This window comes from Aeromicrobium sp. JP4, from assembly GCF_054957925.1.
Window position 1 is genome coordinate 2369481 of sequence record NZ_CM143290.1, and the last position, 12706, is coordinate 2382186.

General features: G+C 71.5%; 14 protein-coding genes and 3 tRNA genes. 8 read left to right on the forward strand and 9 right to left on the reverse strand.

Annotated elements, in window-relative coordinates:
- Positions 1-40: 40 nt before the first annotated feature.
- Positions 41-676, forward strand: a complete 636-nt coding sequence (locus ACY1JX_RS11580) for a LysE family translocator (RefSeq protein WP_462564059.1) — start codon at positions 41-43, stop codon at positions 674-676.
- 4 nt (positions 677-680) lie between these two features.
- Here ACY1JX_RS11580 and ACY1JX_RS11585 read toward each other — a convergent pair whose 3' ends face one another.
- Positions 681-1985, reverse strand: coding sequence for a glycoside hydrolase domain-containing protein (locus tag ACY1JX_RS11585; protein WP_462564060.1), 1305 nt, complete (start codon positions 1983-1985; stop codon positions 681-683).
- Positions 1986-2072: 87 nt separating this feature from the next.
- Positions 2073-2149 (reverse strand) — tRNA-Phe (locus ACY1JX_RS11590).
- Positions 2150-2308: 159 nt separating this feature from the next.
- On the opposite strand from ACY1JX_RS11590, the gene ACY1JX_RS11595 reads away from it, so the two are divergent.
- Entirely contained in the window at positions 2309-3019 is a 711-nt protein-coding gene (locus ACY1JX_RS11595; RefSeq protein ID WP_286931029.1) for a hemerythrin domain-containing protein, read from the forward strand.
- A gap of 54 nt (positions 3020-3073) precedes the next feature.
- On the opposite strand, the gene ACY1JX_RS11600 is transcribed toward ACY1JX_RS11595, so the two are convergent.
- From ACY1JX_RS11600 to ACY1JX_RS11610, 3 genes are all read right to left on the reverse strand, one after another.
- Positions 3074-3150, reverse strand: a tRNA-Asp gene (locus ACY1JX_RS11600).
- 70 nt (positions 3151-3220) lie between these two features.
- Positions 3221-4087, reverse strand: a complete 867-nt coding sequence (gluQRS, locus tag ACY1JX_RS11605; RefSeq protein ID WP_286931030.1) for a tRNA glutamyl-Q(34) synthetase GluQRS — start codon at positions 4085-4087, stop codon at positions 3221-3223.
- A 9-nt stretch (positions 4088-4096) separates the two neighbouring features.
- Complete coding sequence (locus ACY1JX_RS11610; protein ID WP_286931031.1) at positions 4097-5302, reverse strand: cation:proton antiporter; 1206 nt, start codon at positions 5300-5302, stop codon at positions 4097-4099.
- Positions 5303-5472: 170 nt separating this feature from the next.
- Here ACY1JX_RS11610 and ACY1JX_RS11615 point away from each other — a divergent pair, with 170 nt between their 5' ends.
- Positions 5473-6462, forward strand: a complete 990-nt coding sequence (locus ACY1JX_RS11615; RefSeq protein WP_286931032.1) for an MDR family oxidoreductase — start codon at positions 5473-5475, stop codon at positions 6460-6462.
- 16 nt (positions 6463-6478) lie between these two features.
- On the opposite strand, the gene ACY1JX_RS11620 is transcribed toward ACY1JX_RS11615, so the two are convergent.
- The 3 genes from ACY1JX_RS11620 to ACY1JX_RS11630 form a co-directional block, all read right to left on the reverse strand.
- Positions 6479-6952 (reverse strand): nitroreductase/quinone reductase family protein, encoded by a 474-nt coding sequence (locus ACY1JX_RS11620; protein WP_286931033.1) that lies wholly within the window; start codon positions 6950-6952, stop codon positions 6479-6481.
- 33 nt (positions 6953-6985) lie between these two features.
- Complete coding sequence (locus tag ACY1JX_RS11625) at positions 6986-7597, reverse strand: hypothetical protein (protein WP_286931034.1); 612 nt, start codon at positions 7595-7597, stop codon at positions 6986-6988.
- Positions 7598-7632: 35 nt separating this feature from the next.
- Positions 7633-7705 (reverse strand) — tRNA-Glu (locus tag ACY1JX_RS11630).
- A 137-nt stretch (positions 7706-7842) separates the two neighbouring features.
- Between ACY1JX_RS11630 and ACY1JX_RS11635 the strand changes: the two genes are divergently transcribed.
- The 5 genes from ACY1JX_RS11635 to ACY1JX_RS11655 are packed head-to-tail and all read left to right on the forward strand — an operon-like array spanning position 7843 to position 12290.
- Positions 7843-8193 carry a metallopeptidase family protein gene (locus ACY1JX_RS11635; protein WP_078699288.1) on the forward strand — a complete coding sequence of 117 codons (351 nt, stop codon included), beginning with the start codon at positions 7843-7845 and terminating at the stop codon, positions 8191-8193.
- Entirely contained in the window at positions 8186-8851 is a 666-nt protein-coding gene (locus ACY1JX_RS11640) for a pirin family protein (RefSeq protein WP_462564061.1), read from the forward strand. The genes ACY1JX_RS11635 and ACY1JX_RS11640 overlap by 8 nt, the downstream gene beginning before the upstream one ends.
- A gap of 9 nt (positions 8852-8860) precedes the next feature.
- Complete coding sequence (locus tag ACY1JX_RS11645; RefSeq protein WP_462564062.1) at positions 8861-10219, forward strand: FAD-binding oxidoreductase; 1359 nt, start codon at positions 8861-8863, stop codon at positions 10217-10219.
- The gene (locus ACY1JX_RS11650) at positions 10216-11502 is read left to right on the forward strand and encodes a class I SAM-dependent methyltransferase (RefSeq protein WP_462564063.1); all 1287 of its coding nucleotides are present in this window, start codon (positions 10216-10218) and stop codon (positions 11500-11502) included. Before ACY1JX_RS11645 ends, ACY1JX_RS11650 begins: the two co-directional genes overlap by 4 nt.
- Complete coding sequence (locus tag ACY1JX_RS11655; RefSeq protein WP_286931038.1) at positions 11502-12290, forward strand: exodeoxyribonuclease III; 789 nt, start codon at positions 11502-11504, stop codon at positions 12288-12290. Before ACY1JX_RS11650 ends, ACY1JX_RS11655 begins: the two co-directional genes overlap by 1 nt.
- A gap of 3 nt (positions 12291-12293) precedes the next feature.
- Here ACY1JX_RS11655 and ACY1JX_RS11660 read toward each other — a convergent pair whose 3' ends face one another.
- The gene (locus tag ACY1JX_RS11660) at positions 12294-12689 is read right to left on the reverse strand and encodes a phage holin family protein (RefSeq protein WP_462564064.1); all 396 of its coding nucleotides are present in this window, start codon (positions 12687-12689) and stop codon (positions 12294-12296) included.
- Between the last annotated feature and the right edge of the window lie 17 nt (positions 12690-12706).

Consider the following 12706-nt stretch of genomic DNA (forward strand, 5'->3'; position numbering starts at 1 on the left):
TCGTCCCCGGGGTGCGCGCCTGCAGGACTACTGTTCATCCATGCCCAGTCCCGAGACCCTGCTGGCGTTCTCCCTCGCGTCGCTGGTCCTGATCCTCGTGCCCGGCCCGAGCGTCCTGTTCGTCATCGGGCGGTCGCTGGCGCACGGACGCCGCGCCGGGATCCTCAGCGTGGTGGGGAACGGACTCGGCGGCCTGCCGATCGTCGCGGCCGTGGCGCTCGGGCTCGGCGCGATCGTCGCCGGCTCGGCCGTGGTGTTCACCGTCGTGAAGGTGCTCGGCGCCGCCTACCTCATCCACCTGGGGATCCAGGCCATCCGTCACGGGAGGATCGACCTGGCGGCCGTCGGGGACGGCGGCACCACCGACTCGCCGTGGCGCAGCCTCGCCGAGGGCTTCGTCGTCGGCGTCACCAACCCCAAGACGATCGTGTTCTTCGTGGCCGTGCTGCCGCAGTTCGTGGACTTCGGGGCCGGGGCCATCGGTGCGCAGATGCTCGTGCTCGGCGTGCTCTTCCTGCTCATCGCGATCGTGTGCGACTCGGGCTGGGCGCTGCTGGCGGGCACGGCGCGCGCCTGGTTCGTGCGGTCGCCCCGCCGGCTCATCGCGGTGCGGCGCACCGGTGGGGCGATGCTCGTCGGGCTGGGCGGCATCATGCTGACCGCGCCGCGCACCTGAGCCGTCAGCGGCGACCGGCCTGGAGCGCGGCCCACACGCGTCGGTCGGCCGTCTGGTAGCCCGGGAGCCCCACGTTCCGGCGGTAGGCGCGCACGGCGCCCGCGGTGCGGGCGTCGAAGATGCCCGTCACGTTGACCGAGTGGCCCGCGGCGCGCAGGGTGCGCTGGAGCCGGTGCACGGGCTCGCCCACCTTGCCCCGCTTGAGCGCGATCGGCGTCTTGCCGCGCGACAGCAGGGCGGTCCACAGCGGACGCGACACCGACGAGGTCTGCTTCCAGCCGAGCGAGGCACGGTAGGAGTTGACGGCCTTCGTGGTCCGCGCGTTCCAGCGGCCGGTGACGGTGGCCCTGTGGCCGGCGCGCTTGAGCAGGCACTGCAGCAGCTTCACGTCGCCGCCGCGCGAGCCCGCCTTGAGACTGCGGTAGCGCTTCAGCGTGGGCGTGATGCCGCAGACCTTCTGCTCCTTCTTGGCCTTGGACCCGCCGCCCACGGTGAGGACGTTCTTGTCGATCGTGACCTTGCGTCCGCCGTAGGAGACCGCCACGTTGTTGTGGTACTGGTGCAGTCGGTCGCGCCTCCAGAACGTGTTCGAGAGGTAGGGCCGGCCGTCGGTGTTCGCCTTCCGGTTCGTCCAGGCGAACCACATCTGGTCGGGGAAGTCGAAGCCGCTGCGCTTCGCGTGGCGCGCCTCGTCGACGGCCTGGATCGCGGCGGAGGCGCTGGAGTAGAGGCCCACCTTGTAGTCGCGCTGGTGGACGCGCTGGACGAAGGCGTCGATGAAGGTCATCACGGAGGCGCTGCACCGCGCGTTGGTGCGGTCGTACCACTCGATGTCGAGGTAGACCGCGTTCCCCTTCGCGAAGCCGTAGCGTGCGGCGCTGCGCACCGCCTCATCGGCGTCGGCGCGGGCCTGGGCGCGGGCCTTGGTCAGGTCGTACGACATGCGCTCCTTCGAGGACTTCGAGTCGAAGCAGGGCGCCTGGTAGCCGACGTGGATCGGCAGGAACAGCCAGCCGCGGGACGCCTGGCGCTGGACCCACGCGGGGCTGAGATGCGGCTGCTTCGACTCGTCGCAGTACCGGGAGTTGCCCGAGGTGTAGATGCCGACGACGGTGTACGGCGACGCCACGTTCCATGCGTCCATGACCTCGTTGGAGGGGGACACGCAGGTGTCGAACGCGTAGCCGCCGAAGCGCTTCGGCGAGCTGGGCTTCGCCGCGTGGGCGGGGGCCGCCAGCATCGAGGCGACGAGGAGGAGTCCGAGCACCACGCCCAGGCGGCGGGCGATCGGGACGAGGCGGGAGCGCATCGTTCCAGCCTAAGCGGAGGCGGCCGCTCCTCCAACGGATTTGCGACGAACGAGAGAATCCCCGGTCGGGGACCGGGGATATCAAGGTGGTGGCCAGGGCCGGGGTCGAACCGGCGACCTTCCGCTTTTCAGGCGGACGCTCGTACCAACTGAGCTACCTGGCCGTGCTCTGACGAGCGACGTTCACCCTACCGCACCCGCCGGGACGCGCAGAAATCGGCCGGACGTATCAGCGGCGGCGGTCGCGTCTCCCTCCCTGCGTACCGGCTCGCACGGACGACAGCCGTGCCACCGGTCGCCGTACCCGAGACGAGAGAAGAACCATGACCCCCGCTCCCTTGTTGCTCCCCGGCCAGGCCGCCGCTCCGGAAGGGCCTGCCGACATGACGATGATGTACGTCCTGCACCACGCTTTCCGCCGCGACCTGCGCGACTTCGACCGCGCGGCCGCGACGACGGCGACGGGTGACAGTGCCCGGTGGACCCTGCTGGCGCAACGCTGGCAGCGGTTCACGCACGAGCTGCACCAGCACCACACGAAGGAGGACGAGATCCTCTGGCCGCTGCTGCTCGAGCGCGTCCGCGCGGCCTCCGACACGGCGTCGGAGCGTGTCCTGCAGGAGATGGAGGCCGAGCACGCCGTGCTGGACCCGCTGCTCACCGCCGCGACCACCGAGCTGGAGCGGCTGTCGCAGGCGGCCGACCAGCGCGCCCACGACCTGCTGTGCGACACCCTCGGGGACCTCGTCGAGGTGCTGGGGTTCCACCTGGCCCACGAGGAGTCGGCGGCGGTCGCAATCCTCCAGCGGTACCTCGGCGGCGACGAGTGGGAGGAGCTCGAGCGCACCCGCTTCCGCTCGAAGCAGAGCCTCGCGGAGGCGCGCTTCTTCGTGCCGTGGGCGCTCAAGGGCCTGCCGGCTCACGCCGAGCACCGGGTGCTGAACCTGGGCGGGCCGCCGCTGCGCGTCGTCCACGCGCTCTCGCGCCGGAAGTTCGCCGCGCTGGAGGCCGAGGTGTTCGGTCAGCCCGGCTGAGCACGGGTGCGGGAATGACGAGAGCCCCGCCCATTCGGGCGGGGCTCTCAGCACTGGCGACCCCGACGGGACTCGAACCCGCGACCTCCGCCGTGACAGGGCGGCGCGCTAACCAACTGCGCCACGGGGCCTCATGCTGTGCGGTTGAACCGCGACCGCAAGCCTACCCGACGGTTCTCCGAGTCTCCAAAACGGGGTCCCTCACAGCGTGACGACCCACGGCTCGCGCGGGAGGGATGCGAGGTCGAGCTCGTCGAGCAGCGCCTCGGGCGACCTGGCACCGACCCCGAGGGAGGCGCCGATGAGGTCCCAGGCCCGCTCGGGGGAGAGGTCGCGCAGGGTCACCGGGCCGTCGCGCTTCGCCAGCCGCCGGCCCTCGGCGTTGAGGGCGAGGGACACGTGCGCGTAGGTCGGCGGCGCGACTCCCAGCTCGTGGGTGAGGTACGCCTGCGCCGGGGCGGCGTGCAGCAGGTCGTCGCCGCGCACGACCTGGTCGACGCCCTGGTCCGCGTCGTCCACGACCACCGCGAGGTTGTAGGCGTGGGCGCCGTCGCCACGGCGCAGCACGAGGTCGTCCACGTGTCCGGTGATCTCGCCGTGGAGCGCGTCCCGGATCGTCCACGTGCGCTCGCGGGCGCGCAGCCGCACGGCCGGCGGGCGCTCGGCCCGGCGCGCTGCGCGCTCGGCCTCGTCGAGGTCGCGGCACGTCCCGGGGTAGGAGCCGGGCGGCGCGTGCGGGGCGCTGACGGCCTCCGCGATCTCGCGCCGGGTGCAGAAGCACTCGAAGGTCAGGCCCTCCGCGGTCAGCCGCTCGAGCGCCGCGGCGTACAGCGGGTCGCGCTCGGACTGCCGCACGACCGGCTCCTCCCACGCGAGGCCCAGCGCCGCGAGGTCGGCCAGTTGGCTGGCCTCGAACTCCGGACGCGAGCGCTGCCGGTCGAGGTCCTCCACGCGCACCAGGAACGGGCGGCCGGTCGACCGGGCGAACCACCACGCCAGGATCGCCGTGCGCAGGTTCCCCAGGTGCAGGTCGCCCGAGGGCGAGGGTGCGAAGCGTCCGGCGGGCACGATCCGACCCTAGCGACCCGGCTCCTCGGGGGCGGTCACCCGCGGTGCGCCGACGAGCCGGGCGAGCAACGGGCAGATCAGGACGGTGACGGCGCCGGCAGCGACCAGCAGCGAGGCGTCGGCCGTGGACATGAGGTCCCTGTCGACCGCCACCGAGGTCACGGCCACGATGATGGGCAGGCCGGTGGCGGCGTAGAAGCCGATCGAGAGCGCGTCGCGGTTCTCGAAGCGCTCGTCGGCGGGACCCGTGAACCGCGAGGCGAGGAAGACGGGCACGCCGCGGACGAGCAGGATCAGCGCGATCACCGTCGCGAACGTCGCGGGGGCCGCCACGATCGCACCCGGGTCGATCGCCATCCCCGAGGTGACGAAGAAGATCGGGATGAGGAATCCGTAGGCGATCCCGTCGAGCTTGTGCTCGATGAGCTCCCACCCCTCCGGGATCGCGAAGCGCAGCAGGAAGCCGGCGGCGAAGGCGGCCAGGACGATGTCGAGCTCGAACGCGACGGCCACGGCCCCCAGCGACACGAGCAGCAGCATCGTCAGGCGGATCGGCAGCTGGGACGTGGTCTCGGCGCCCTCCTGGAGCGCTGCGCGCAGACGGCTCTCGCCGACGCGCAGTCGTCGCACGACGACCGCGAGGAAGCCCACGATGGCCACGAAAACGGTGAGGACCACGAGCGACGCCACCGAGCCGCGGGCACCGAGCGCCACCGCGATGGCGACGATCGGACCCAGCTCGCCGAACGCGCCGTGACGGAGCACCGACGCGCCGACCGGGGTCGAGAGCATCCCCCCGTCACGCAGGATCGGCAGCAGCGTGCCCAGGGCCGTTGAGGTGAGGGCGATCGCCAACGCGATGTCCTTCTCCCCGGAGCCGCGATCGCCCAGCAGCAGCGCCACGGCGCCGAAGGCGAGAGCCAGACAGAGGCACCACGTGAGCATGGCGCGGCGGCCCGCGCCACCGGTGAGCTCCGCGATGTCGATCTCGTAGCCGGCGAGCAGGAACAGCATCGCCAGGCCGAGCTCGCGCAGCATGCCGATCGCCGGGTCCATCCCGGCCAGGTCCAGGGCGAAGGGGCCGATCACCAGTCCCAGCCCCAGCAGCAGGACGACCTCCGGCACCAGACGACCGCGGACGAGCCGGGCCAGCAGCGGCGCGGCGACCATCGCGAGGCTGATCCAGAACAGCGAAGTCGCTGCCTCCTGCTCCATGGGCACCTCCGTCGGTGAGCGCTGCGCCCGAGCAGCGTGCACTCATCATGGCCCGGCCGCGCCCAGGAACCGAGCCCACTGCGCGAGGACGCCGCGAGCCTGCCAGTGTGGGACGGGAAGCAGTTCCGTCCTCACCGTCCACGCCGTCGTTCGCCCCAGGAGACATCCCGATGCCCGAGACCACCTTCCAGGCCTACCAGGTCACCGCGCCCAAGCAGCCCGCCGAGCTCGTGACGCTGAGCCGGGACGACCTCGGCGAGGGCGACCTGCTCGTGCGGGTCACCCACTCGTCGCTCAACTACAAGGACGGCCTGGCGATGCTCGGCAAGCCGGGCGTCGTCCGGACGTTTCCGCTGACGTGCGGCATCGACCTGGCCGGCGAGGTGGTCGAGGCCGGCGGTGGCTTCGCCGAGGGCGACCAGGTCGTGCTGACAGGCGCCGAGCTGTCCGAGACCCGCCCGGGCGGCTACTCGCAGTACCAGCGCGTCGAGGCGGAGTCGGTCGTGGCGGCGCCCGAGCGGCTCGGGCCGTGGGGCGCGATGGCCGTCGGCACGGGCGGCCTGACGGCCATGCTGTGCGTGCTGCGGCTCGAGGCGGCCGGCGTGAAGCCCGAGGACGGTCCGGTGCTGGTCACCGGCGCGACCGGCGGCGTCGGCAGCTTCGCGGTGTCGATCCTGTCCCGCCTCGGGTACGAGGTCCACGCGGCCACAGGCAAGGACAGCGAGCACCCGTACCTGACGAGCCTCGGCGCCGCGCAGATCATCGCGCGCGACGAGCTCTCCGGCGAGCCGCGCCCGCTCGCCAAGGAGCGCTGGGCCGCCGCGGTCGACAGCGTCGGCGGCACGACGCTGGCGAACGTGCTGTCGCAGATCTCGTACGGCGGGTCGGTGGCCGCGTGCGGACTGGCCGGCGGTCACGGGCTGCCCGCCACGGTGATGCCGTTCATCCTGCGCAACGTCGCGTTGCTGGGCGTCGACAGCGTCCACGCGACGCCCGAGGCTCGGGCGCAGGCCTGGGCTCGCCTCGACGAGCTCTTCACGGCGGACGACCTCCGTGAGGTGGCCGTGGACGCCGCGTTCACCGACCTGCCCGAGCTCAGCGAGAAGATCCTCGCCGGCCAGGTGCGCGGCCGCTACGTGATCGACGTCGCAGGCGCCTGACGCCTCGTCGGGCGCCTCAGCCCTGCGGGGCGGGGCGCTCGGTGAGCCGGATGACCGGGATCTCGCGATCCGTCTTGTCGTTGTACGAGGCGAAGTTCGGCGCCGTGGCGATGATCGAGGCCAGGGCGTCGGCGCGCTCCTGGCCGTGCAGCTGCTCGGCCGTCACGTCGATCTTGCGGTCGCCGATCTCGATCGTCACGTTCCCCGGGTGCGCGGCGATGTTGTGGTACCAGGCTGGATTCCTGGCGGCGCCGTTGGCCGAGGCCACGACGAGCCACGAGCCGTCGCCACCCGGGAACCACGCGACGGGCACCTCGCGCCGCTCGCCGCTCTTCGCGCCGACCGTGGTCAGCGCAAGGATCCTCATCGGGCCGAGCTTCGCGGACTCCGATCGCCGGGCCTTGCGCACCATGAACCGGTTGACCAGACGGACGACGGGGTTGCTCGTGCTCTTCTTGCCGCGTGTTCCGCGGGGAGTGTCGAAGCTCATGGTGGTGCCTTCCGCAGGTCGGTTCCCTCGAACCTAGCGGGGCTGCGGCTCCGGGGCGGTGACACTCGCGACGTCGGCCGGGGTGCGCAGCCAGCGCCAGTAGATCGCGATGCCGATTGCGGACCCGGTGGAGTTGAGGATCATGTCGAGCATCGTGTCGGCGTAGCCGCGCGAGTGGTGGGTCGACTGCAGTTGGTCCGAGGCCCACTCGCCGATCTCCCACAGCGAGCCGATGCCGAGCCACGACAGCCACAGCGCGACCAGCAGCAGCGCGGCCGTGTCGGCGCGGTACCGATGCAGCACCAGCCGGGCGATCCCCATCGTGCTCACGAGCGAGAAGGTGAAGTGCGCGAAATCGTCGTACCACCAGATGCGGTCGTAGAAGTCCAGGCCCCAGCCCAGGACGGCACCCAGGATCACGATGGTCAGGCCCGTCAGCACCACCGGGTCGCGCAGGGTCTGCCACAGCGCGATGCACCCGACGACGCTCGCGGCCATCGTGAGCCGGGTGAAGTGGTCGTCCGCGGTGAGCCCGACGACGGCGGCGCCGATCATCACGAGGATCGTGAAGGTCATGGCGGCCCAGTGCAGGCGGGGGGACTCGTCCTCCGCGGGTGCGGCGGGAGGCAAGGTGCGTGAAGGCATGGCAGCAGATCGGGTCGGGGACGGTGCGTCGGAAGTACCCCCTACGGGATTCGAACCCGCGCTACCGCCTTGAAAGGGCGGCGTCCTAGGCCGCTAGACGAAGGGGGCCGGACAACCAGACCAGCATAGGGCAACCTGTCGCTCCGGTCCGACGCGGTGGCCGTGACGTTTCAGGGGCTCACGCCGGCGTGTCGCCCCCGCGAACGTCACTGCCAGCGCTGCGGGGCGCCTCCTAGACTCGGGGCGTGATCGACCTCGACGCGGACCGGTTCGAGCAGCTGGTGACCGCCGCGCTGGCCGAGGTGCCGGCCGAGCTGGCCGACCTGCTCGACAACGTGGTGCTGTTCATCGAGGACGACGCGCCGCCGCACGACCCCCACCTGCTGGGGCTCTACGACGGCATCCCGCTGACCGAGCGCGACTCCACGTACGCGGGCGTCGTGCCCGACCGCATCTTCGTCTACCGCCACCCCACGCTCGCGATCTGCGACACCGAGGAGGACGTGGTCGAGGAGGTCCGCATCACCGTGGTCCACGAGATCGCGCACTTCTTCGGCATCGACGACGCCCGACTGCACGAGCTCGGCTATGCCTGAGCGCGTCGTCCGGCGGGCCGCCGAGCGCTACCGCACCGTCGCCGACGGCACCGAGACGCTCCACTCGTTCTCGTACGGCAGGCACTACGACGCCGCGAACGTCGCCTTCGGCCCGGTCGTCGCGATCAACGAGGAGCGGCTCGCGCCGGGCGCCGGCTACGACGAGCACCACCACGCCGACGCCGACATCGTCACGTGGGTCCTCGACGGGGTGCTCGCCCACGAGGACTCCACGGGACAGCGCGGCGAGGTCGCCCCGGGCCTGGCCCAGCGGCTCAGCGCGGGCTCGGGCGTCACCCACGCCGAGCGCAACGCGAGCGACTCCGCGCCGCTGCGCTTCGTCCAGATGATGCTGCGCAGCCGCAACGGGGACGCTCCCGAGTACGCCCAGGTGCAGGTCCCCGACGGCCCGGGACTGCACGAGACGGTGCCCGTCCACGCCGACGCCCGGCTGCTCGTGGCGCGTCCCGCCGAGGCCCCGATCGAGGTCGTCGCCGACGGTGGCGCGCTCCTGCACGTCACCCGGGGCCCGGCCACGGTCGACGGCACCCGACTCGACGCCGGCGACGAGCTGCGTGTCGACGGCGCAACGACGCTCCGACTCGCCGGGGAGGGCGCCGAGATCTTGGTCTGGCGGCTCGTCGGTCCGCAGCGCTAGCCTGCTTGCATGCGAGGGTGGACGAAGCACGCGAACGCCGTCGCCGCACTCCGCGCCTCGTGGGACGCGATTCCGCCCGACCAGCCGGTCCGCCTCGCGAAGCGCACGTCGAACCTCTTCCGGCCGCGGTCCCGCCCTGACGGTCCCGGCCTCGACGTCTCGGGCCTCGATGGAGTCATCGCGATCGACCCGGTCGCGCACACGGCCGACGTGCAGGGCATGTGCACCTATGAGCACCTCGTCGACGAGACTCTCGCCCACGGCCTGATGCCCACGGTGGTGCCGCAGCTGCGCACCATCACCCTCGGCGGAGCGGTCACCGGGCTGGGCATCGAGTCCACGTCGCTGCGGCTGGGCCTGCCCCACGAGGCGGTGCTCGAGATGGACGTCCTCACCGGCTCGGGCGAGATCGTCACGGCCACGCCCGACAACGAGCACGCCGCGCTGTTCGCCGCCTTCCCCAACTCCTACGGCAGCCTCGGCTACGCGGTGCGGCTGCGGATCGCCCTGGAGCCGGCCCCCGCCCAGGTGCGGCTGCGGCACGTCCGGTTCGCGTCCGTCGTCGACGCGGCCAAGGCCATCGCCGAGATCGCCGACGCGGGCACGTGGGACGGGGTGGCGGTCGACGCGGTCGACGGCACCGCGTTCACGCCCGACGAGGTCTACCTGACGCTGGCGCAATTCACCGACGGTGCCGGGCCCACCAGCGACTACACCGGCCAGGACGTCTTCTTCCGCTCGATCCGCGAGCGCGCCGACGACGTCCTCACGATCCACGACTACCTGTGGCGCTGGGACACCGACTGGTTCTGGTGCTCGGGCGCGTTCGGTGCGCAGCACCCGCTCGTCCGCCGGGTCTGGCCGCGCCGCTGGCGCCGCAGCGACGTCTACCACCGCATCGTCGGGCTCGACTCCAAGGTGGGGATCAGCCGCCTGCTCGACCAGGTCCGGGCCGTCCCGGGCCGCGAGCGCGTCATCCAGGACATCGAGGTCCCGCTGGAGCGGCTCGACGACTTCCTCACGTGGTTCGACCGCGAGGTCGGGATGCGTCCCGTCTGGCTGTGCCCGCTGCGCACCCGCCGCGCCTGGCCCACCTACCCGCTGGCGCCCGGTGAGGTCTACGTGAACGTCGGCTTCTGGGGCACGGTCGTCGTGCCGGCCGGCACCGCGCCCGGCACGGTCAACCGCCGCGTCGAGGCCGAGGTGCACCGGCTCGGCGGCCACAAGTCGCTGTACTCCGAGGCGTTCTACGACCGGCAGACCTTCGACTCCCTCTACGACACCGCGGGCCTCGACCGCGTGCGCGACCAGTACGACCCGCAGGCCCGACTCCACACTCTGTACGACAAGGCGGTGAGGAACTCATGAGCATCGCATCCGAGACGCGACTCACGATCGCTCAGGCATTCGACCGGCTGCTCCGTGACGGCATGCCGATCCGGTTCGAGGCGTTCGACGGCAGCTCGCTGGGCCCCGAGGACTCCCTCCTGCGCCTGCGCCTGCTGAACGAGCGAGGGCTGGCCTACCTCATGACCGCCCCGGGCGACCTCGGGTTCGCCCGCGCCTACGTCTCGGGTGACCTCGAGATCGACGGCGTCCATCCCGGCGACCCCTACGACATCATGGTCGCGCTCATGAGCCGTCTGCGCTTCCGGGTGCCGAGCGCACCGGAGATGGTGCGGATCGTCCGCAGCCTCGGCCTGGGGAACCTCAAGCCGCCCACGCCGCCCACGGAGGAGCACCTGCCGAAGTGGCGCCGGGCCCTCGAGGGCCTGCGGCACAGCAAGACGCGCGACGCCGAGGCCATCGAGCACCACTATGACGTCTCGAACCGCTTCTACGAGCTGGTGCTCGGCCCGTCGATGACCTACACGTGCGCGGTGTTCCCGAAGGCCGATGCCAGTCTGGAGGAGGCCCAGAGCGAGAAGTACGACCTGATCTGCCGCAAGCTCGACCTCAAGGCCGGCGACCGCCTGCTCGACCTGGGCTGCGGCTGGGGCGGCATGGTCCGCCACGCCGCCCAGCACTACGGCGTCCGGGCGCTCGGCGTCACGCTCTCGCGCGAGCAGGCCGCCTGGGCCGGGGCCGCGATCGAGCGCGAGGGCCTGTCCGACCTGGCCGAGGTGCGCCACAGCGACTACCGCGACGTCACCGAGACCGGGTTCGACGCCATCAGCTCGATCGGCCTCACCGAGCACATCGGCGTGCGGAACTACGCCGCCTACTTCGAGTTCGCCCGCAGCAGGGTCAAGGTCGACGGTCGCATGCTCAACCACTGCATCACGCGCCGCGACAACACGGGCCCGGCCAACGCGGGACAGTTCATCGACCGGTACGTGTTCCCCGACGGCGAGCTGACGGGTGCGGGCACCATCGTCACGGCGATGCAGGACGCCGGATTCGAGGTGCGCCACCTGGAGGACCTGCGCGACCACTACGCGCTGACGCTCAAGGCGTGGTGCCAGAACCTGGTGGATCACTGGGACGAGGCGCTCGACGAGGTCACCCCGGGCCGGGCCAAGGTGTGGGGTCTCTACATGGCAGGATCGAGGTTGGCCTTCGAGAGGAACGAGATCCAGTTGACCCACGTCCTGGGCGTGAACACCCCCGCCGACGGAAACTCCTCCTACCCCCTGCGAGTCGACTTCTGATGCGGATCGCGACGTGGAACGTCAACTCCGTCCGCAGCCGCATCGGTCGCGTCGTCAGCTGGCTCGAACGCCATGACGTCGACGTCCTGGCGATCCAGGAGACGAAGTGCCGTGAGGACCAGTTCCCGGCCCTCGAGCTGAGTGCGCTGGGCTACGAGTACGCCCATGTCGGCGTCAACCAGTGGAACGGTGTCGCGATCATCTCGCGCGTCGGCCTGGAGGACGTCGAGCGCTCGTTCGGCGTCGACCAGCCGATGTTCGAGGACCTGCTCGAGCCGCGCGCCATCGGCGCCACGTGCGGTGGCGTGCGGATGTGGAGCCTGTACGTGCCCAACGGGCGCGACCTCGACCACGCCCACTACGCCTACAAGCTCGACTGGCTGGCGCGGCTGCGCGCCTCCGGCGAGGCGTGGCTGGCCGAGGACCCCGACGCCCAGATCGCACTGACCGGCGACTGGAACATCGCGCCGCAGGACGACGACGTGTGGGACATGGCCGTCTTCGAGGGGCGCACCCACGTGTCGCCCGCCGAGCGTGCCGCGTTCGCGGCGATCGTCGACACCGGCTACGCCGACGTGGTCCGGCCGCACACCCCCGGCCCGGGCGTGTACACGTACTGGGACTACACGCAGCTGAGCTTCCCGAAGAAGAAGGGCATGCGGATCGACTTCGTGCTCGGGTCGCCGGCCCTGGCCGCGCGCGTCGAGGGAGCGTTCATCGACCGCGAGGAGCGCAAGGGCAAGGGTGCCAGCGACCATGCACCCGTCGTGGTCGACCTCGCCGACTGAGTCTCAGGCCCTGCGCTCGCGGGCGTTCTCGACGCCCGCCTTCACGAGCAGGAACGGCACCAGGAACGACGCCAGTGCCGACGCCAGCCACACGATCACCGCGGCCAGCAGCCACGTGCTCAGGCCGTCGATCGTGAGAGCATCGCCGAACAGGGTCGCGACGAAGAGCGCCACGAGCGTGGACACGATGCCGACGCCGCCGAGGAACGCCTCGGCGTTCCGTCGCACCGCCACGAACACGGCCGGTGCGAGGATCGCCTGGGCCAGCGCGAAGATGACCACCGTGATGATGAAGCCCGACGTGGTGACCTCGAGGTCGTCCAGCACGGCATCGGCCACGAGCAGGCCGATGGCAGCGGAGACGAGGCTGACGACCGTGCGGATGAGCAATCGGATCATGCCCGCACTCTAGGGGT